This is a genomic window from Thermostichus sp. OS-CIW-32 (assembly GCF_054060415.1).
This window is the reverse complement of sequence record NZ_JBSSDD010000004.1, coordinates 69,852-90,348: the sequence shown is the minus strand read 5'-3', so window position 1 is coordinate 90,348 and position 20,497 is coordinate 69,852. Positions and strand designations below refer to the sequence as shown.

Below are 20,497 nucleotides of genomic sequence, written 5' to 3'. Positions count from 1 at the left end.
AATGGCCTGCCGACAGGATCCCCTAAACCTTGGTGGAAATGCCCAGCAGTTGCAAGATCCCGCGCAGGGGAATCTCCACCCACTCGGGGCGGTGGTTCAACTCATAGCCCAGCTCGTAAATGGCTTTTTCCAGCAGATAGGCGTCCAACAACACCTCTATCTCTTGCAGGCTGCGGGGCAAAAAAGCCGCTTGGGAAGCCACCTGCAGATATTCGGCCAAAAAGCCCGCGCAGACCCAGCGGTGCCAAAACTGGGCCCACCGCATCATGTCGGGGCAGTGGTCGGCGCAGACCAAGCCGCTCTCCAGTTGCTGGCGCAAAGCTGTGTGGACAGCATAGTGGAAGGATCGCAGCATCCCCGCCACATCCCGTAAGGGGCAACGCTTGAGACGCCGTTCGCCCAAAGAGCGGGCCGGCTCCCCTTCAAAGTCGATGATGACAAAGTCTTTGCCGGTAAACAGCACCTGGCCCAGGTGATAATCCCCGTGGCAGCGGGTACGCAGGGCGGTGATCTTCCGCTCCAGGATCAGGCGGAAGCGGCTCATGATTTCCCCTTCTTGGTCGCAAACAGCCCGAGCCAAGTTGGCCTCTGCTTCCGGCAGCTTGGGGAGCTGCTTATAAGGACTCCGTCCCGCTGACGCGAACAGCAGCGGAAACACCTGCCCCACCAAGTTGCGCATGGACTGGTAAACGGAGCGCTGGTACAGGCTGGAGAAAGGCTCTGGGGCAAAGTCTTTGTTCTCCGTATCGGCAGCCAGGGCGATGTGCAGCTCGGCGGTGCGCTTGGCCAAGATCCGCACCGATTCTAGGTAGCTGCCGATGGTGGCGTAGGCCAGCTCCGGCAAGGGCTGTTGGGAAAGCTCCAAGAAGGATCCCTGCGGCACGGGCACGGGATCCACCTCTTGGTAGTGAACCAGCACCGCCTCAAAAAATTGCCCCAGGCTGTCCAGGGTGTAGTGCCAGGCATCTCCCTCGTTGGGGATGTACTCCTGCAAAATGGCCAGGGTAATGGGCTGATCGGCGGGATCAAACCCACGGGCCCCGCGACGACGGCGATACTCCAGGGATCCCAGCAGCCGTGGCACGCGCACCTGGGGATGGTGCTCCAGCAGGTAGCGGCCTATCTCCAGCTCTGGGTTTACCCCCTCGGCCACCCGGTGGTAGAGCTTGAGGAGGTAGTGGTTGCCATAGACAACGGAGGTGTAGCTCTGCTCCGCCTTGAGGAGGCGGGGTTCCAGGTCATGCTCAAGGGCAGCAAAGCTAGTGGCCCAGAGCTCTCCCTGACGGTGACGCAGGCGGCCCTGCTGGGCAATTAGCTGCAGCAGCCGCAGCAAGAAGCTTTTGTCAGCCAGAGCGTTGAAAATTACTCCCGCCGGCCCTCCGGCCACTTGCACAGGGAGGATGACCGCCTGGGGCATCTCTAGGCGCAGGTGTACGGCTGCTTCTTGGGTGGCATAGCCCACAGGGAGAGAGTAGAGCTGCGTATCGCCCTCGATAAACTCGGCCTGGAGAAGCAAGATCTGGCTGCCCAGCAAGGACTCCTCTTCTCGGCGGCAGGGGATAGCCTGCAGGATATGGATCGCCTGGAGCTGGCGGTTTTGGGAGCCAAACCAACGACAGCGGTAGAGGTAGTCCGCCAAGACTGCCTCCAGCTGCTTTTGGCTTTCCCCTTGCAAGAGACTGTCCCAACTACCACTTTGAACAACCAGAGGACTACCACTTTGAACAACCAGAGGGACCAGGCGTTCCTGCTCCTCCGCTTTGCTGGGGCTGAGGTGGATGGTCTCCGTTTTGGGCTCAAGGGAAAACCAGTAAAAGGAATGGGGGCCTAGCGTTAGGAAATAGGGCAGTCGCCCAATATGGGGAAACTCGGTGTGGCCAAAGATCTCCACCGGGATCAATCCTTCCCACGGCGATAGATCCAGCCCCACCCACTGGGCGTAGCGGGAGAGGTTGGCCACCACCAAGATGCGCTCATCGCCAAAGGCTCGCATAAAGGCAAGCACCTTGCGATTTTCCGGGTGGAGCAGCTCAAAGAAGCCGCGGCCAAAAGCTTGGAATCGCTTGCGCACGGCGATGAGCCGCTTCATGGTCCACCACAGGGAATGGGGGTTGTTTCGCTGCGCCTCCACATTGACAGCTTCGTAGTGGTACTCGGCGTCGATGACGATGGGCAGGTAGAGCTTCTGGGGGTTGGCCCGCGAAAAGCCGGCGTTGCGGTCGGCGCTCCACTGCATGGGGGTGCGCACGCTGTTGCGATCCCCCAGGTAGATGTTGTCCCCCATGCCGATCTCGTCCCCGTAGTAGATGACCGGCGTGCCGGGCAGAGAAAACAGCAGGCTGTTCATCAGCTCGATGCGGCGGCGGCTGTTGCCCAGCAGGGGGGCCAAGCGGCGGCGGATCCCCAGGTTCACCCGCGCGTTGGGATCCTTGGCGTACACCTGGTACATGTAGTCCCGCTCCTCGTCAGTGACCATCTCCAGGGTGAGCTCGTCGTGGTTGCGCAGGAAGAGGGCCCACTGGCAGGTTTCAGGAATGGGAGGGGTTTGTTGCAGGATGTCAATGATGGGGAAGCGATCCTCCATCTGGATGGCCATAAACAGCCGTGGCATGAGGGGAAAGTGGAACTCCATGTGGCACTCGTCCCCATCGCCGAAGTAGGCCACAGCATCTTCTGGCCACTGGTTGGCCTCCGCCAACAGCATGCGGCCAGGATACCTTTGGTCAATGTGTCGGCGCAGAGCCTTGAGAAAGGCATGGGTCTCCGGTAAGCTCTCGCAGGTGGTGCCCTCCCGCTCGTAGAGATAAGGCACCGCGTCCAGCCGCATGCCGTCTACCCCCAAGCTCAGCCAAAAGTCCACCACCTCGAACATGGCTTTTTGTACGGCGGGGTTGTCGTAGTTGAGATCTGGCTGGTGGGAGTAAAAGCGGTGCCAGTAGTAGGCCTTGGCCGCTGAATCCCAGGTCCAGTTGGAGGCTTCAAAGTCTTGAAAGATAATGCGGGCCTCTTTGTACTTTTCGGGGGTATCGCTCCAAACGTAAAAGTCCCGCTCGGGGGTGCCGGGGGCAGCTCGTCTGGCCCGCTGAAACCAGGGGTGCTGATCCGAAGTGTGGTTGAGGATGAGCTCAATGATGACGCGGATCCCCCGCTTATGGGCAGCCTCCAGAAAGATCTTGAAGTCTTCTAGGGTGCCCAAGTCAGGGTGAACACTGGTAAAGTCAGAAACGTCGTAGCCGTCATCTTTTAAAGGCGAGGGGAAAAACGGCAGCAGCCAGACGGCTGTAATCCCCAGTTCTTGCAAGTAGTCCAGCTTTTCGGTCAGGCCCTGGAAGTCGCCCACGCCATCGCCGTCGCTGTCGAAAAAGGCCCGTACCGGCAGCTCGTAGATGATTGCATCTTTGTACCAAAGGGGGTCGTGGGTGAGGGGGGAGATGAGGCTGCGCAGAGGGGCTCGGATCATCATGTCGGTCATGTCGGCACCAGAGACAGGATTGGGACACCTTGGCAACCCTAGCCGTTGAATGGGGATCCCCTCAATAGGCTATAGCCTTCTCTTGGGTGCCAGGGATCCCCAGGGTCAGTGCGGGCTTTCTCGGGCTCAGGCAATGCCACTCCGCTTCTGGGCTTCCTTGCGGGAGACGGCCACGTGGCGCAGGCCGGCCCGGAGCAGCTCCTGCTCGATCAAGGCAAAAAACCGCTGCCGATCCCCGCTTCTCACCACCGCCAAATGATGGGCTTCCGCCAAGGCGATGGGGTAGCCAAAGCCCTTGTGCACTTGGCTCAGCACCCCTGCCAGAGCCCGCTGCAGCAACTCCGCATCCTGGACCACCCAAGCGGGAAACTCCAGGCGAGCAATTTCGGCTTGGCCCAGGGATCCCTCGCCAACATTGAGGTAACAACAGTGGACGTGGTGTTCCCCGAAGGCGTCCAACACGCTGGCGCCGCTGCGCCAAAGGGGGCTGCGCTCTCCCGGCTGCAGCAGGGATCCCCAAAAGACGCGGTCTGCCAGGGGGGCAAAGGGATGGCAGGGAGGAGACTTCTCGCCGGGACAGTAGCGGTAGCAGTCACAGCCCAGGTACGGGCACAGCCCCAAGCGCAGGTAGTTGAGGGTTTCGCTGCTGCGGGAGGCGCTGATGTAACCCACGAGAGGAATGCGGGCCGCCCGCAACTGCTCCAAGGTCGCCAGAATGGGATCCAACCAGGGGCGCCGGGCCGACTGGGGCAGAGGCTCCAGTCCCCAAGGGATTAGGGATCCATCCAGGAGCGCCAGCGTGGTGCGGCGACGGGGCACCGACAGGGCCAAACGAGCCAGCTCCTCCAGTTCCGCTTGGGAGCGTCGTAAGGCCAGTATCTCTTCCAGCCCCAACGAGGACTCCGTGCCGCTGGTAGGATTGCGTTCACCTGGAGCGCGCTGCGGGCGAGAGTCTCGCCGGTTAAGGGGGGCCCTCGGCAACCCTTCTGCCCGCGGTTCCGAGAGAGGGGAGTCTGAGCGGTTTTGCTGGGCAAGGGGCCCATCTCCATACAGCAGCAGGGGCTGGCTGTCCAGGAGCGGCCACTCCTGGGTGCCGTAGTGGAGAACCACGCGCCCAACATTGATCAGCGAGCAGTAGGCAATCTCGTGGTGACTGGGCAAAATCTGGGATCCATCCGTGGCCACCACCGTGTGTCGCCCCTGCAGAGGCTCGACCTTGGGCAGGGATCCCCAGGCTTCCGGCGGCTCGGCGGGGCTGGCGCAAACAAACGACAGATGGGATCCCCACTCGGCCCAGCGGGACTGCCAAACCTGCGGCTCCTGCTGCCAGCGCTCGAAAACTTGCCAGGCTTGGCGGAGGCGTTCTTGGCTGGCTTTCGACTCCTGTTGCAGGTGCCGGGTGAACGCAGGAATTTGCCCGCTCAGCTTAACCAGATCCAACATGATGGACGCATCAGCCCTGCATGGCAATACGGCTGCCAGAAGCGGAAGAAGCCACATCTTGTCCTTCTGAGGAGTTGAGCAGCTCTTCCAGCGGAAACTCCCCGTAGACCTCGCTGCTGTTGTTGGGACTCTCCTGCAGGCGAACCCGATGCAACTGCACCCCCAGCTCCCGCAGGGGCAGAGTCAGCAGCCGCTGGATGTAGAGGGCGATGTTTTCGGCAGTAGGCACCACCTGGGCAAAGTAGGGAATGTCTTTGTTCAAAAAGGTGTGATCCAGCGGCTTCACCACCTGCTCCTCGATCAGCCGCTGCAGGGCCGCCAAGTCCACGATCATCCCCGTGCGCGGGTCGATGGATCCCTTGACGGTGATCTCCAGGCCGTAGTTGTGGCCGTGGCCGTGGGGACGGGCACAGAGGCCGTAGATGGCGCTGTTTTCTTCAAAACTCAGGTGATCCAGAGCCAAGCGGTGGGCGGCGCTGAAATGGGTGGCAACAGTCAAGTAGGCTTGCATGGCTTCTCCTCGGTATTCGGCCCAAAGCTCAGGATCTTCGTACAGACGGACGCTGGTTAGGGGCAAGGCATCGGCCAGGCGTTGCCAAATCACGTAAGCGATAAACTCGGTAGTGGGCAAGGTTTGGGCAAACTCCGGCCAAGCTTGATTTAGATAAGCAAAGTTGAGATCTTGAATCACCCGCTGCCGGATCACCTGCTTCACCTCCGAGAGGTTGAGCACCATCCCATAGTCATCCACCTCACCACTCATGCCCACCTCCAGCACATAGTTGTGGCCATGGCCGGGAAAACGGGCATTTGGGCCAAAGCGGGCTAAGTTCTCGGCTTCTGAGAGTTCGGGCAACCAGTACCGATGGCTGGCGGCAAATTGCGCACGGCGGTAGATTGTACAGATTCTGGACATGAGTGGAGAGGAGAGCATCTGCCGGGGGATCCACCCTTTAGCTTGACACACTCCCCGGCCCAGAGGGTGGAAATTCTCAGCGGCCCTCAGCCTACCCTCCCAGTGGTCTTGCCGTCATCTCTGTCCTGCGCCAGGTCAGGCACTTGCCCTGCCGACCGGGTCGGCCTGTGCATACCCTCATTTCCCAGAAAGCATTTCGAGCAAGGTTTTGGCGGCATTGTGTCCTGAGAGCCAAGCCCCCTCTACGCGCCCTCCGGCGCACCAATCGCCGGCACAAACCAAAGGCAATCCCTCAGCAGCGGAAACCGGCACACGGGTGCTTAAGCTGGCCAATCCCGTGGTTTCCAAAGGCAAAGCGTAGCGCCAACGGTGCACCTGCATCCATTGTGGCGAAGCCAACCAGGGATCCAGCCGTTGGGCTGCGTGGGCCAGCAATTCTCGACCGGCCTTTTCCAGCTCAGAGGGGCCGGCCTCCAAGTACAGAGATGACCACTCCGCCCCCCCATGCAAGACCACCACAGGCGGGAGCGGCTGCAGGCGCTTGCTGCTGTCCAGTCCCAGCCAGGCCAACATCGGATCCTCCAAGCACTTGATCCCCTTCCAAGGCGGCGTATGCTCAGAGTAGCCCGCCAAAACCGCAAGGCAGGGTTGATACTGGGCGGATTCCAGCAGAGGCAACAGGTTTTCAGCCGAAGGGATCCCTTCCCGGAGCAGGGGCAGCAACTGGGGGGCCGGAATTGTTGCCACCAGGGCAGCAGCCTCGTAGCATTGGCCGTTCTCCGCCCTCAATTGCCAGCTTGTTGCCAAAGGTTTGAGGCTGACCACACGAGTTTGGGTGTGTACCGACAGCGGGGCAGCCAGGTGTTTGGCCAGCGTCGTCATGCCCTGAGGGCAGACATAGCGCGGTTTTTCATCGTTGGGATCCTCCGGGCGCAGCCCTTCTCGATCCAGCACATGCAGCGAGCGCGTCCATTCCGCCAGCAGCCCCAGGCCCAGCAGCTCCTTCACCCAGCGATAAAAGCCATCCGAATCGGCAGTCAGGTATTGAGCCCCATGATCCACTGGCACCGTTTGCCCAGCGTGCTCAACTCGACGGGTGGCCATGCGCCCGCCCAAGCCCGCCGATTTTTCCAGCACCAGAACCCGCAGCCCCGCCCGCAGCAGTTGCCTTGCACACACCAAGCCGGCCACTCCGGCCCCAATAACAATCACATCAGCGGATTTTGGGCTTGTCCCCTCGGAGGGCGTTACCGCTGCCTGGGTTGCTTCGCCTAGCATACTGAGCCTGCCAGCTGTGACCGGATCCGCACGTTCAGCTCCCGCCTCTGCCGAAGGGGTTGTTGCCCCTCTCTCCGAAGAGCTTGGCTTCTCCCTTGATGGCAGCCTTGATGATGTTGTAGGCAGCCCAGGCAACCACCAAAACAATGGGCGACAGAACGATCAGCGGACGGAGATCAATGTCCATGGTTTTCATCCCCCCCTAACATAGATTTACCGACTGCTTGGAACAAGAGCCTCCAGGGTTGGCCACCGCCAGAATCCCGATGGGGTGAAACCGTTTTCGACTCTGGATCCCGCATAAGCTGAGGTGCAACTCTGGAAAGATGGCTAAGTCCAGAATAAACCCAAATGGGGATCCCTACCGGCTAGACTTTGCCCCATCTGGGCTGCCAAGGCGGGAGCCAACAGGCCCACACTGACATGTTGCGGACAAACTGGTTCAAAAAGCCAATGGAAAGGTAGGCCCCCGCCAGGCCCCCCAACAGGCCGGAGAGCAGCACCGCCGCGTAGCGCATACCCAGGACATCCACCCCCATGGTGGCAGCAGCCTGAGGATGCTCTCCCACCGCTCGCAGCCGCAAGCCCCAGGGTGTTTTGAACAGCAACCACCAGGAGATTGGCACCAACAGAAAGGCCAGATACACCAAGGGGCTAAACCCATGCCACAGCGGCAGCCGATTGACAATTTCTTGAGAGTTGGTGGTGTTGCCGTAGAATGATTGCAGCACCAGCGAAGGCACGCTCATGGCCAACAGGTTGATGGCAGTGCCGCTGACAATTTGATCGGCTCTGTAGCGGATGCACATCAGCGCATGCACAAAGGCAATGGCCACCCCCCCTAAGGCGCCGGCCAACAAACCCACCCAAGGGATCCAACCCACCTGAGCTGCTGGAGTCTGGGCCAGAAGGGAAGCTTCCAGGCGTTGGGTGGTTACCGCCGCCGCCAAAGCCCCAAACAAGATGATCCCCTCCAGGGCAATATTGACCACGCCGCTGCGTTCGGAGTACATGCCCCCCAAGGCCGTGAGCAACAGAGGGGTAGTGGAGCGCAGGGTAGCCGGGATCAAAGCCCAAAACAGAGTTGCCATATTGCTCCGCAGCGCCAGCGCAAACGAGATCTCCGCTCAGAGGTACTCAAGTTGAGCGTTCATCGCAGTCCATTTCCACCTGGGCTGCCTGCAAGGGATCCGTGAAATAGCCGGGCAACAGGCCGCCTGCAGCAATGAAAAGGTGTAGGTGATCAAGTCCAGTTTGGTGCTTAGCTTTACAAAAAAAGGCGAATCGGGCGAGGAGCCCAGGCCGGGCCGCAGCAACCCCACCACCACCGCCCCTGCTGCCACCGCCGCCCCCAAGGCACTCAGGGGTACGATGATCTGCCGCTGCCGCACCAAAAAAGCTTTTCCTCCCGGCAACTGCAGCCGCCCCAGCAGCAACAGCAGCAGGGCATAGGCAAAGCTGGCATAGCCAGCCAAAGAAGGGCTGAACCGCCGCAACGGCAACCGAGCCGGCGGGATCCCCTCCGCCAGGGCCGCCCCATTCACCGCCCCCACTGCCCCATAAAACCAGAGCAAGCCCAGCCCAAATAGAACCAGACCGACCACTCCCAAGCTGTACAGCCAGCGGGCCCGCACTTGCCGCTCCTTGATCCCCAGAGCCAGACATGACAACAGCGCCAACAGCACCCAGGCCCAGCTCAACCCTGGGATCCAACCCACCGCCAAAGTATCCGGGATTCCCAACTGCTGCGGGTCGATGAGGCCAAAGGTTCCCGCCAGCACCCCTGCTCCGCCGAACTCCCGCCTCAGCATCCACTCAGCATCCACTAAGGGCAGAGCAAAAACAGCAAAACGGCAATCAGATTGGTCAGCAACAGCAGCATGGGCAGAGATTCAACAAGACCAAGGAGGGCCATCCGACAAAGATAGCAGCCAGCCCTCTTCTCAGCTCCTCAGCTCAAGACACTTCTCACGGGAAAGTGTTCCGCACCTCTGCTGCGGACAAGGCCAGTTGGATCTGTTCTGGCCTCAGGTCTCGAATCAAAGTAGTGCGCAGAGGTGCTGGGATCAAAATCGCGTGTGAGCAAATCTGCCAAAGCTGCCTGCTGCTCTGGCGTAAGCCGCCGCAGATAAAAATCCAACTGCCGGCTCACCGTGCCATTGTGAGCAAACTGGGCCAGATCCTCCACGGGCAAGGAGAACTCAATCAAACAAAGGCGGCAGAAACACCCCCAAGCGCTCTGCACCCCCCATCTGGCCCAGACCGAAGAAAACTGTCCCCAATCCCAGAGCCAAGGCCAACAGTCTCCGTGGCCAGTTCATGCCTAGAGTACTCCCTTCGAACTGGGGATCCCTTCTTGTCGGCGGGGATCCCGTTCTACAGCCATGCGCAGGGCACGGGCAAACGCCTTAAAACTGGCCTCGACAATGTGGTGGGCGTTGAGACCGGCAGCTTGGCGAATGTGCAAGGTAAGCTGGGCGTGGTTGACCACCGCCTGATAAAACTCCCGCACCAACTGGGTTTCGTAGCGGCCAATGCGCTCTGTGGGCAGCTCCAGGCCATAGCTGAGGTGAGGGCGACCCGAAAAATCCAGCACCACCTGCACCAGGGCTTCATCCAAAGGCGCCCAAAAATGGCCGAAGCGATGAATGCCCCGCCGATCCTGCAAAGCCTGCGCCAGAGCCTGTCCCAGCGTGATGCCCACATCTTCGTTGGTGTGGTGATCGTCGATGTGCAGATCCCCTATGGCCTTGATCTGCAAATCGATCAACCCGTGGGTGCTGAGCTGGGCCAGCATGTGATCCAAAAAGGGGATCCCAGTATCGATCTCATGGCGCCCACTGCCATCCAGGTTCAGATGAATTTGGACATCCGTTTCTCCAGTGCGACGGTGAACAGAGGCCGTTCTGGGCTGGAGCAGGCGCGAGGAGTCGAGGGCAGTCATGGGAAAAGTATCGAAGCAGGCGGGAAGTCCCAGCTCTAGGATCGCACAAGCCCGCCGCCATCGACACCTTCACCCATGCAGCAGGTGAGAATCCCTTCTCTGCCGGGGATCCTGATCCCAGCCCCCTGGACACGGGGATAGGTGTGACAGGGATCCCCTACAGGCAAGCCGGTGGGGCCGATCCTCTGCGCCCTCACCCCTTGGGAGAGGGGAGCTAGCAGGTTCAGCGGGATTTGAAATAGCCTATAAGACAGCTTCTCCCGAAATCGCTGTAGATTGCTGAAGGAAATTGTTGAAAAGGGGGTTGCCGTTTGCAGGATTGGCAGCAAATCCAACAGGCCCTCAAGCAACACTGGGGTTACGAGAGGCTGCGCCCACCCCAGGATCAGGTGATCCGCGCTCTGCTGGACAAGCGCGACGCGCTGGTGGTGTTGCCGACGGGGTTTGGCAAATCCCTGTGCTTTCAGCTAGTAGCCCTGCTGCAAACAGGGGTGACGCTGGTGGTCTCGCCCCTGATCGCCCTGATGGAAGACCAAGTTCAGGATCTCTGGAAACGCAAGCTGCCGGCAGCCTGTCTCCACAGCGAACTGGATCCAGCCCTGCGCAAGCGGGTGTTGAAGGCCCTTGAGGAAAACCGACTGCGCCTGCTCTATCTGGGGCCGGAGACCCTATTCAGCCCCCCCGTTTGGCAACGGCTGCAACAGCCTCAGGTGCAAATCAACGGCCTGATCGTGGATGAGGCCCACACGTTGGTGCATTGGGGGGGATCCTTCCGGCCCGACTACCGCCGTCTGGGATTGCTGCGCCCGGCTCTGGCCCCGGTGAAGCCCTCTTTTCCCATCGCCGCTTTTACCGCCACGGCTGACCCCCAAACCTGCAGCCGCCTCAGCCAAATCCTAGAGCTGCGGGATCCGGAGTGCATTCGCGCCGATCCCCTGCGGGCCAATATCTCCCTCAATGTCGCGATAGCCTGGAGCCCGGCGCATCGTCGTCGCCGTCTGCTGCGATTCCTGGGGGAAAATCCCGGCTCGGGTCTGGTGTATGTGCGCACCCGACGGGATGGGGAAGAGCTGGCCGAGTGGCTGGGCCGACAGAACTTGAAAACCGCCACCTATCACGGGGGGCTGGAAGCGCGATCCCGCCGCCGGCTAGAACGATCCTGGCTGCAGGGGGAACTGCGCTTTCTGGTCTGCACCAACGCCTTCGGCATGGGGATCAACAAGCCGGATGTGCGTTGGGTGCTGCATTTTCATCCCCCGCCCAGCTTGATGGATTATTTGCAAGAGGTGGGACGAGGCGGTCGGGATGGTGGCCCTTGTCGGGCCCTGATGCTGGTCTCGGAGCCGACGGGCCTGCTGGATCCCAGCGATCGCCGGCGCCAAGCCTATTTCTATTCCCAGCAGGAGCGCCTTCAGGCCCGAGCACGCCACCTGCTGCAAACCTTGCCTCAGCAGGGATCCTACGCCGACCTGCCGCCTGGAGAGGTACGGGTGGCCCTGGGTCTATTGCAGGAGATGGGCTGCCTGCACTGGCCGGATCCCTTTCACTTTCAGGTGTTGCACCGCCGTTGGCAGCCTTTAAGACGAGAGGATCCCTGGCAAGGGATGGAAGCCCTCATCCACGCCCGCGGCTGTCGGTGGCAGGCGATCTTGCCCTATTTTGGCTACCCTGGGGAGCAGCCCGGCCTGCCCTGTGGCACCTGTGACCGTTGTCGGCTTTCTCGTTAGCCCTCAACAGCCCGCTGCGAGCCGCAACCGGCAGGAGTGGCTATCATGATCTGCGTTTCTGCAAAGGGAGCAGTTCCCCTTGCTGACGAACTTTCGGCTGTGCCTATGAGTGTTTCCGGATCTCCGCTCGAGGAACTGGATCGACCCTTGTCCCTAGCCCGGCAGGTGGCGCAACTGTTGGTGGTGCCGGTCTCGGCCCGTCTGGGATCCCCAGCCTGCTGTCGAGACACCCTCAAGCGACTGATCCAGGAAGTGGGGATCGGGGGCATCTGGATCACCGAAGGACACGTAGCAGAAGCCCTGTTGCGGGTGGAAGAGGTGCAGGCATGGGCTGCTCTGCCCCTTTTGGTGGCGGCAGAGGCCGGTCGTGGGCTGGCCCTACAGGGGGCTACCTCTTTTCCCCATCCCCTGGGGTTGAGCCGTCTGGGATCAGAGGCAGAACGCTGGGCGGAACAGTGGGGTCGGATTACGGCGCGGGAGGCGGCAGCCATCGGCATCAATTGGCTGCTCAACCCGGTGGCAGAGCCACTGGGGGAGCTGGCTTTGGCGGAGGATCCCCTATCTGCTTTGCAACTGGCGCGAGCTTTCGTGCGCGGATGTGAGCAAGCGGTTCCAGAAGGGATCCTGACCACGGCCAGCTCCTTTCCGGGCAAAGGGGGATTCAAGTCGGTTCAGGCCGGAGCGGAGCGGGTTCCAGCCGCCTTGGCGGGCCGTAGGCCGAAGGCAGCAGATATCCCCTGGTGCCCCCGATTAACCCTGACCCTAGCCCAGCTCCAAGAGGGACCTTGGCTGCCTTTTCGAGGTTTGGTGGAGCAGGTGGGGGCGATCTTGGTTTCCCACGTGGTGCTGCCGGAGTGGGATGAGCGCTGGCCTATCACCCTGCTGCCGGGGCGGCTAACCCAACTGTTGCGCCAGGAATGGGGGTTTGGCGGGCTTATTGTTGTGGACAGCCTCGATCAAGGCTGCTTGGCAGAGCTGGCCAATGCTAACGGGCCCAACTCATTGGCCGTGCGGGCTTTCCAGGCCGGTGCCGATCTGATTCTGACCCCCCCCGATCCAACGGCATCCTTGGCAGCCGTTTTGGAAGCGGTGCAACAGGGATCCCTCAGCACAGACCAGCTTGCCCAGTCGGTGACGCGGGTGCTGCGGGCCAAACAGCGACTCCTACCCGCCGCCTCAGCTCTCCTCCAACAGGTGTGGCCGGCCCTGGCAGAAACCGACTTCAGCGCCCTTGGCGGATGGATGGGAGCCAAGGATCCCACAGATCCAGCCCTCAACCGTGGCTCTCCAGCCGAGCAACTGAAGCCTTTGCTGCTGGGGGATCCCATCTCCAAGGACAAGGACTCCGTTTCGCGGACGCGAACGGCGTTGGGAAAGTTGTTCAACAGGCGCTCCCACCTGACCTCTGCTCTGCACAGAGCCGCACAGCTGGGATCCCTCTTGGCCGAGAAGGATATCGCCCCCTGTCAAGCGGCTATGGCCCGCGGTGGCGTGGAAGGAGGCCGGCCCCTCAGCCCGCCCGCAGAGCCCGGATGGTTGAACTGGATCTGGCAGGATCCCCCCTTGGGTGCTGCCGATGTGCAGTTGCAGTCTCCCGCCCTGCATGTTCCGGCTGCCCTGGGCATGCTTCCTGTGCTCAGCGATGCCCTTACCCCCCTGCCTTGGTTGGAAGCCGCTCTAGACAACGCCCCAGGGTTGATTTTCCAAGGTTTCCTTCGGGATCCCTTGCCCAACTATGTGCTGGATTGGCTGCAACAGCATCGGGAGCGGGTGGCAGCGGTCGTCATTTATGGTAATTTGTCTCTCTACCGCCGCCTGCGGGCGCACTTTCCATGGGCCAATGCCATCCACAGCCTCAACCGGGATCCCTGGGCCCAAGCGGAGGTGATGGGGCGGCTCTTTCCCAACCGTTCCCCCTCAGAGGGATCAAAGTCTCACGTGGCCCAGCCAACCATTAAGAAAAAGTAAATACCTTTACAGATTATTGGCAGGGAAAGGCTCCTGAGTTATCGTGTTGGTTGAAATGTAAAAGATTGAAACGGTTTCTCTCAGCGTTGTCTGTGTCTCCCTCCCTCTCAGAGACCACTCAATCCCGCAGCAGCCAGTCATCAACTGGCAGTTGCGTCGGCTTTGAGCAAAAGCGACTTCAGCCTTCATCCCAACAGCGTTTACAACCCTTCCTCAAATCCTTGCAGCGATTCTTTACAAGTGTCTGGGCTCAGAAAACTCGGCTGGGTCTTGCCCTCCTCGGCCTAGGGCTGGCGATATTGACCTGGGCTTGGCTAAGTGCTGAGGCTCGTCTGGATCCCTACACGGAAGCCGTCCTCAGCTTACAGGGGCAGGTTAGCCATGGTGCATCCTTGTTTGCCCTCAACTGTGCAGCCTGCCACGGAGAAGAAGCGGATGGGCGGGTGGGGCCCAGTCTGCGGGGGGTGAGCAGCCGCCGCTCGGATCGGTTTATTATTCAGCAGGTGACCGGTGGCAAAACGCCTCCCATGCCCCAGTTCCAGCCGGATCCTCAGGAGATGGCAGATCTGCTCAGCTACTTGAAAACCCTCTGAGGCCGTTTCATGGGCCTGGCCCAGCAGCTTGCTTGCTATGCTCTCTGGCTGGCCGCCGTATTTGCTTTTGCGGAATGGCTGCGCTCCCGGCAGGTGGACGGGGAATGGGTGCGCAAGGCCATTCACATTGGTGTGGGCAATATCATTTTGTTGGCTTGGGCTTTGCAAGTGCCTCGCTGGCTAGGGGTGGGATTCTCTCTGGTGTTTGCCGGCTTGGCGCTGCTCTCCTACCGGGTGGCCATCTTGCCCAGCTTGAATGGAGTCGGTCGCCGCAGCTTTGGCACCTGTTTCTACGCCGTCAGCATTGGCCTGCTGCTGTTTTGGTTTTGGCGTCCCCAGCGACAGGTCTTCGCGGTGATCGGCATATTGGTGATGACGTGGGCCGACGCCTTGGCAGGGTTGGTGGGCAAAACTTGGGGCCAACACCCCTACCAACTGGGATCCATTCAAAAAAGCTGGGAGGGATCCCTGACCATGTGGGCGGTGAGCAGCTTGGTGATTGCAGCTCTGCTGCTGGGGTACTTTGGCTTCTCTCTCCCTTTGCTCGGAGTGAGCCTTTTGGTGGGAGGGATGGCTATGGGACTGGAGGTGTTCTCTTGGTGGGGGTTGGATAACCTGACCGTGCCCCTGGCCAGTGCCGGCCTCTGTTTTGTTCTGCTGCAGATCCTCAATTATTTGTAACGCTTGCTACAAAACGTTCCTCTCCGGTTCCCGGCGGTATAGTGTGGAAACAGCCCTTGCTTCTCTTCGCCATGGCTGCAAGTCCCATGCTCGCCTCTTCTGCTCCTCCCTCTCCCGCCCATATCTGTCCCCTTGCCCAGGCCTGCAGCTACCTAGATTGGGCAGCTGGCGAGCTGAAGCTGGATCCCGGCTGGGTGGCGATCCTCAGCACCCCCCGCAAAGTGGTGACGGTGGCGATCCCCGTGCGGCTGGACAACGGACACATCCAAGTGCTGGCGGGCCATCGGGTGCAGCATTGCAACGTTCTCGGCCCCTACAAAGGGGGGATCCGCTACCATCCCGCGGTCACCCTTGAAGAGGTATCGGCCTTAGCGATGCTCATGACCTGGAAATGCGCCCTTATGGGCATTCCCTACGGTGGGGCCAAAGGGGGGATCCCCCTCGATCCCAAGCGTTATTCGGTCTCGGAGCTGGAGCGCATCACCCGCCGTTACACCAGCGAGCTGATCAAGGATATCGGCCCTGCAGAGGATATCCCCGCTCCAGACATGGGAACTTCCGCCCGCGAGATGGCCTGGGTGATGGATACCTATTCCATGAATGTTGGGCATGCGGTGCCGGGAGTGGTGACGGGCAAACCTCTCTCGATTGGGGGATCCCGAGGGCGAGAACTGGCCACCGGACGGGGGGTGATGATCACGGTACGGGAAGCCTTGGCCCGACATGGTGGATCCCTGGCAGGGGCAACGGTGTTGATCCAAGGTTTTGGCAATGTGGGTGGAGCAGCGGCCAGCTTGCTGCATGAGGCGGGAGCTAAGATTGTGGCGGTTTCCGGCAGTTCTGGGGGCCTTTATAACCCCAAAGGACTGGATATCCCCGCCCTCAAAGCCCACATGAAGGAACAGGGAGGCCGCATGGCGGGCTTTCCACAGGCTGAGCCCATTAGCAACGCCGACCTGCTGGTGCAAAAAGCGGATGTGTTGATCCCTGCCGCTCTAGAGAACCAAATTACCGAAGCCAATGCCCACCAAATTCAAGCCCGGATCGTGGCAGAAGCTGCCAACGGGCCAACCACCCTTGCCGCCGACCGGATTTTGGAATCGCGAGGGATCCAGGTATTGCCGGATATCCTAACCAATGCCGGTGGAGTGGTGGTGAGCTATCTGGAGTGGGTGCAGGGACTCTCTTACGTCTTCTGGGATGAAGAGCGAGTTTATCAAGAAATGGAAGGTCTGATGGTACGTGCCTTTGAACGGGTGGTGCAGGAGGCAGAACGGCGGCAAGTGTCGCTGCGACTGGCTGCCTACACCCTAGGGGTAGGCCGAGTGGCCCAAGCCCTACAGGATCGCGGCCTTTACCCGTAGACGCTCCCCCACCTGGAGACCGGGAACTCTTGGCTCAACAAGCCCACTTGCCAGGGTTCGGCTGCCCAAACTCTGCTGGAGGTAGTCCTTTTCTCAAGCCCGACGGCGTTCTTGCTCTTCCTGCTGCTGCCATTGCTTGAGCAGCTCTTTTGCCGCCTGCGGGGTAAAGTAGTCCAGCTCCATCAGCTTACGGTAGGTCAGAATTTGTCGCATCTCCAGGGGCATATCTGCTTTTTGGTAGAAGTAGCGAATGCGATTGATGTTTTGCTCCATTTCTGTAAACTCTTGCTCCCGCTTGATCTGCCTTTCCTGCTTGAGCACTTCATGGGGAGCGGACAGGCGGCTGTAGTTGGGGATCCGTTGCGTGCCTGTGGTTTTGCTGGCAGCAGGCAGACGGTGGCCTCCGGTTTGTCGGCTGTTGGCCTTGTTGGAATTGAAGAAGAAAGAGAGCATCGGCAAACCTCACACAAACAGATAGACGGCCAGATAGACGGCGGCAGCTTAACGCCAAGTCAACAATATCAAGTTTAGGTGAAGAAGCCCGTGATCCCGATCCTTGTTGGAAAAACCCGTACTGCTGACGAGGCGCTGTATCTCTCCGCCTCTCCTACCCCCTCGGATGGTTGAGGGAAAGATGAGGTTTGGCCTCAAACCAATCTATTCGTAAATTAAGTCTACCGTACTTACACGGAAATTGACCAAGATCACGCCGAAAAGCGCAGGATACTTACGTATCTTCACGTCTTTTCGTTCGAGATACTTGTATCGGATATATCTTCCCACCAGCCGCTACAGGTGGGATTCATCTCCGCTCAGCAGCCAAGTGACCGATACCCCCAACGCCTTGGCAAAGGCCACCAGTTCTTTGTCAATGACGCGCCGTTTTCCCTTTTCCACCTGGCCAATTTTGACGTAGTCCAACTGCACACCGTACTTGGCCAAGCGACCCGCCAGTTGATCTTGGGTGAGTTGCAGCTTCTCCCGTACCCAGCGCACCCGTTCCCCAATCAAGTTGGCCGATGGATGGTGCCGGTCGTTAGACTCCATAGGAGCAGAAAGCCGTAAATATTCTTTTCCAGACTGAGGAAGTTGAGGGATCCTCACATGGTAGCCTGAGCTGGCAAGGTTCCCTTTTCCTGGGATCCCACCCGGCAGCCGTTGAGCTGACTGGCTCAGGAACAATCTTACCTCAAGGTCTAGATCGAAAATCGCTTACCGCTTTTTGCCGGGCAACCCCTTGCCTGCAAAGACTTGGCGGACGGGACCCCTGCTGTTCCCGCATCTAAACGGAAAAATCTCCGGACAAAAAAGAGGGGCATGATCGATTTTCGCTCGCAGCAGCAGTAGAAACCTTTTTAGACTGGGAGATGAAGTTCTCTCCTCACCTGGCCGTGGTTTTTTCTCGTCCTCATCCTGAACACTCTGCCTCTTCGCCTCAGGAGTTTGACGATCTCTGGTTCGACCCCGAGTCTGCCCCTCAAGACGACCTCGCAGAAGTTGACTCAGAGCCAGGGGCCGGCGGATCCCGGTTGAATGAAGACGCTGTCGATCACTACCTGAATACCATCGGTCGCGTGCCCCGCATCGATCACGCTGAGGAAATCGAGCTGTCGCGCAAAATTCAGCAAAAGCTCCTCATCGATCAAGCCCGGCAGGAATGGCGGCAACAGCGGGGGGAGGATCCCAGTGACGAGGCTTTGGCCGAGGCCCTGCAGATTTCCGTATCCACCCTACGCTCCCGCATCCGACAAGGGGAGCAGGCTCAGCGCAAGCTGGTCAACGCCAACCTGCGCCTGGTGGTCAGTGTTGCCAAAAAATACCTCAATCGGGGGGTGCCCTTTTTGGATCTGATCCAAGAGGGCAATATCGGGTTAATTCGGGCCACCGAAAAATTCAATGCCGAACGGGGGTTTCGCTTCAGCACCTACGCCCATTGGTGGATTCGCCAAGGCATTACCCGCTGCATTGCCAACCAAGCGCGGACGATTCGCCTGCCGGTACACATGGTCGACAAAGTACGCCTGCTCAAGCGCACCAACCGCGAGCTGATGAAGCTGCAGGGGAGGCGGCCCACCGAAGCGGAGCTGGCAGAAGCCTTGGGCATTAGAGTCAAGAAACTGCGCATGATCCAACAGGCTGCTGCTTTGCCCCTGTCGCTGGATGTGCCGGTCGGCCAGGAAGGAGAAAGCCGCCTTGGAGATTTGCTGCAAGATGAGCGGCAAGAGCAGCCCTTTCAAGGGATCCTCGTGCAATCGATGCAGCAGGATGTGCGTTCTGCCATGCAAACCCTGAAGCCGATTGAGAGGCAAGTGCTGGAGTTGCGCTATGGGTTAGACGGGCAACAGGCAAGAACCCTGCGGGAGGTGGGGGATCACTTCAACCTAACGCGGGAACGGATTCGTCAGATCGAGCGGGATGCCCTGCGCAAGTTGCGGGTGGGATATTCTTCGCGGGCTTTGGCCCAGTACATTCGCTAGTGGCTACAGGCCTGGCAGACCGATTTCCGGGCCAGCTTCTGCCCAGGGATAGCCTTTTTTCAATCTTCTTGGGTTGAACACCATAGCCCCTTGCAGCGGCGATGATAAGGATCCCTTATCCCCTGAGCCTATTGGGGCTGATGACCCCCCGGCTACCTCATCTTCACGACCAGAGCCAGTGGGAAGGACTTTGGCAGCTAACCTCTTTGGTCGTTGAGGAGTTGGCTGATCGGTTTCCTCTGGCGCTCAGGCATTGTAGTCATTCCAAACGAGATTGAGACACTCCCGCTGCCGCCCAAACGCTTCGCGCCGCTGCCGCGACCCCTCTCCCAGGGGGAAAAGGATTGGTCTGCTGGCTTGACTTCCCAGAGGTGCCTAGGATTCGGAACACCTGTGCGCCGAGAAAGAAATTCTTAAAAAGCCTTCGCCAGCCACAAAACCGCATTTAGGATTGGCTTCGAGGAATAGTCAGCGAGTAACCTGCGTCTTTGTTTCCAGATGGCCCGATACCAAGCCGGCTAGGCTTTTTCAGCCCAGCCTCTTTTTCAGTGCAGATGCTCGAGCCGTCAGCCCAGTCTTTGCTATGCCTTCAACTGCAATGGATTCTTCGATCTTTCATCAATCCCAACCTTCTTCCCAGCGGAATCCTGTGCTCTCAGACAAGCTTTCCCTGCGTATGGGACAAGCCCTACTGGGGTTAGCATTGGCCACTTGGCTGCTGATGGGGTTAGGCAGTGCCACCCGCGTCATGAATGCTGGGCTGTCCTGTCCAGATTGGCCCCTTTGCTACGGGGCAATTGTGCCCAGCCAGCAGATGAACCTACAGGTCTTTTTGGAATGGTTTCACCGCATGGTGGCTTCTGGGGTAGGCTTGGCTACGCTGGTTCTGATGGGGTTTGCTTGGCTGAAGCGTCAGGCATTGCCCACTTGGCTGCCCTGGGGTTTGAGCTGGGCTTTTGTTCTGGTCTTGATGCAAGGGATCCTGGGTGGGCTGACGGTCACGGAGCTGCTGCGCTTTGATATTGTGACGGCCCACTTGGGCACGGGCCTGCTGTTTTTTGCCACTTTGCTCACCCTGGGATTACTGATCTGGACAAGAGCCGGTTCTAAGGACTCCATCCTGCCGCTGCGACTGGGTGAAGGGCCATTTTCCGTCGGCTACTTGCCTTGGCTGGGCTTGGGGGCGGTGCTGCTGGTGTATGTCCAGAGCCTTCTGGGCGCCTTGGTGGCCTCCCAATGGGCTTTGCATCAATGCTTTGCTGCCGGCGAGCTGTGCTGGGTGATGAATAGCCACTTGCTGGGGGTTGCTCCGGCCACCCTTGGGGTGTTGGCGGTAGCGGTGGCCACCGGGCTGCGGCGCAAGCGGATCCCCCGCCTTCTCAAGTTCTTGGGCCATGGGTCTGTTGGCCTGCTGTTGGCCCAGGTGGGGATCGGTGTTTTGACCTATCATTACCGGCTGCAGGTAGAACCCCTAACGGTGGCCCATCAGATGATGGGGGCAGCTTTGCTGGCCTGTCTGCTGGGTTTTACGGTGCTGGCCTGGCGAATGCGAACCCAGGGGGAAGAAGGCCAGTGGATGGCCATGACCGCAGAAATGACCGGTGAGTGAATTTCATGCAAGATAGCGTTTTAGT

Annotated in this window: 17 protein-coding genes and 1 pseudogene; 7 read left to right on the top strand and 11 right to left on the bottom strand. The window is 59.8% G+C overall.

The genetic code is table 11. The features are described 5' to 3' along the window. Window positions 1-22: 22 nt before the first annotated feature. The 9 genes and pseudogenes from treS to hisB form a co-directional block, all read right to left on the bottom strand. Window positions 23-3,460: a maltose alpha-D-glucosyltransferase gene (gene treS / locus ACVWY8_RS06655; protein ID WP_457393821.1), complete on the bottom strand. Its 3,438-nt coding sequence runs from the start codon at window positions 3,458-3,460 to the stop codon at window positions 23-25. A gap of 138 nt (window positions 3,461-3,598) precedes the next feature. Continuing rightward, window positions 3,599-4,915, bottom strand: coding sequence for a DNA double-strand break repair nuclease NurA (locus tag ACVWY8_RS06650; protein WP_414350687.1), 1,317 nt, complete (start codon window positions 4,913-4,915; stop codon window positions 3,599-3,601). A gap of 10 nt (window positions 4,916-4,925) precedes the next feature. Next, entirely contained in the window at window positions 4,926-5,831 is a 906-nt protein-coding gene (locus tag ACVWY8_RS06645; RefSeq protein WP_011432318.1) for a 6-carboxytetrahydropterin synthase, read from the bottom strand. Between the two features lie 177 nt (window positions 5,832-6,008). Beyond that, on the bottom strand, window positions 6,009-7,109 hold the full coding sequence (locus tag ACVWY8_RS06640; RefSeq protein ID WP_457393730.1) for an NAD(P)/FAD-dependent oxidoreductase: 1,101 nt from the start codon (window positions 7,107-7,109) through the stop codon (window positions 6,009-6,011). A 34-nt stretch (window positions 7,110-7,143) separates the two neighbouring features. Further along, window positions 7,144-7,296, bottom strand: a complete 153-nt coding sequence (locus tag ACVWY8_RS06635; protein ID WP_414330801.1) for a photosystem II protein Y — start codon at window positions 7,294-7,296, stop codon at window positions 7,144-7,146. A 232-nt stretch (window positions 7,297-7,528) separates the two neighbouring features. After that, window positions 7,529-8,200, bottom strand: a pseudogene (locus tag ACVWY8_RS06630) (ABC transporter permease); the annotation flags it as partial. Between the two features lie 36 nt (window positions 8,201-8,236). Then, the gene (locus tag ACVWY8_RS06625; RefSeq protein ID WP_457393732.1) at window positions 8,237-8,920 is read right to left on the bottom strand and encodes a hypothetical protein; all 684 of its coding nucleotides are present in this window, start codon (window positions 8,918-8,920) and stop codon (window positions 8,237-8,239) included. Window positions 8,921-9,060: 140 nt separating this feature from the next. Next, window positions 9,061-9,261 carry a hypothetical protein gene (locus ACVWY8_RS06620; protein WP_414380478.1) on the bottom strand — a complete coding sequence of 67 codons (201 nt, stop codon included), beginning with the start codon at window positions 9,259-9,261 and terminating at the stop codon, window positions 9,061-9,063. A gap of 171 nt (window positions 9,262-9,432) precedes the next feature. Continuing rightward, window positions 9,433-10,053 (bottom strand): imidazoleglycerol-phosphate dehydratase HisB, encoded by a 621-nt coding sequence (gene hisB / locus ACVWY8_RS06615; RefSeq protein WP_011432314.1) that lies wholly within the window; start codon window positions 10,051-10,053, stop codon window positions 9,433-9,435. A 311-nt stretch (window positions 10,054-10,364) separates the two neighbouring features. On the opposite strand from hisB, the gene ACVWY8_RS06610 reads away from it, so the two are divergent. From ACVWY8_RS06610 to ACVWY8_RS06590, 5 genes are all read left to right on the top strand, one after another. After that, window positions 10,365-11,780 (top strand): RecQ family ATP-dependent DNA helicase, encoded by a 1,416-nt coding sequence (locus tag ACVWY8_RS06610; RefSeq protein WP_457393733.1) that lies wholly within the window; start codon window positions 10,365-10,367, stop codon window positions 11,778-11,780. 105 nt (window positions 11,781-11,885) lie between these two features. Continuing rightward, window positions 11,886-13,748: a glycoside hydrolase family 3 N-terminal domain-containing protein gene (locus ACVWY8_RS06605; RefSeq protein WP_457393735.1), complete on the top strand. Its 1,863-nt coding sequence runs from the start codon at window positions 11,886-11,888 to the stop codon at window positions 13,746-13,748. 263 nt (window positions 13,749-14,011) lie between these two features. Further along, window positions 14,012-14,341, top strand: a complete 330-nt coding sequence (locus ACVWY8_RS06600) for a c-type cytochrome (protein ID WP_049749615.1) — start codon at window positions 14,012-14,014, stop codon at window positions 14,339-14,341. Window positions 14,342-14,350: 9 nt separating this feature from the next. Next, the gene (locus ACVWY8_RS06595; RefSeq protein ID WP_414416234.1) at window positions 14,351-15,022 is read left to right on the top strand and encodes a diacylglycerol/polyprenol kinase family protein; all 672 of its coding nucleotides are present in this window, start codon (window positions 14,351-14,353) and stop codon (window positions 15,020-15,022) included. 86 nt (window positions 15,023-15,108) lie between these two features. Next, window positions 15,109-16,386 carry a Glu/Leu/Phe/Val family dehydrogenase gene (locus ACVWY8_RS06590; RefSeq protein WP_457396919.1) on the top strand — a complete coding sequence of 426 codons (1,278 nt, stop codon included), beginning with the start codon at window positions 15,109-15,111 and terminating at the stop codon, window positions 16,384-16,386. Between the two features lie 93 nt (window positions 16,387-16,479). Here the strand turns inward: ACVWY8_RS06590 and ACVWY8_RS06585 are convergent, their stop codons facing one another. Further along, window positions 16,480-16,839 (bottom strand): hypothetical protein, encoded by a 360-nt coding sequence (locus tag ACVWY8_RS06585; RefSeq protein WP_414351532.1) that lies wholly within the window; start codon window positions 16,837-16,839, stop codon window positions 16,480-16,482. A gap of 336 nt (window positions 16,840-17,175) precedes the next feature. Then, entirely contained in the window at window positions 17,176-17,433 is a 258-nt protein-coding gene (locus tag ACVWY8_RS06580) for a helix-turn-helix domain-containing protein (protein ID WP_041436246.1), read from the bottom strand. Window positions 17,434-17,753: 320 nt separating this feature from the next. Here ACVWY8_RS06580 and ACVWY8_RS06575 point away from each other — a divergent pair, with 320 nt between their 5' ends. Both ACVWY8_RS06575 and ACVWY8_RS06570 read left to right on the top strand, forming a co-directional pair. Next, window positions 17,754-18,863 carry an RpoD/SigA family RNA polymerase sigma factor gene (locus tag ACVWY8_RS06575; RefSeq protein ID WP_457387427.1) on the top strand — a complete coding sequence of 370 codons (1,110 nt, stop codon included), beginning with the start codon at window positions 17,754-17,756 and terminating at the stop codon, window positions 18,861-18,863. 676 nt (window positions 18,864-19,539) lie between these two features. Then, complete coding sequence (locus tag ACVWY8_RS06570; protein WP_414329307.1) at window positions 19,540-20,472, top strand: COX15/CtaA family protein; 933 nt, start codon at window positions 19,540-19,542, stop codon at window positions 20,470-20,472. Window positions 20,473-20,497 lie beyond the last annotated feature (25 nt).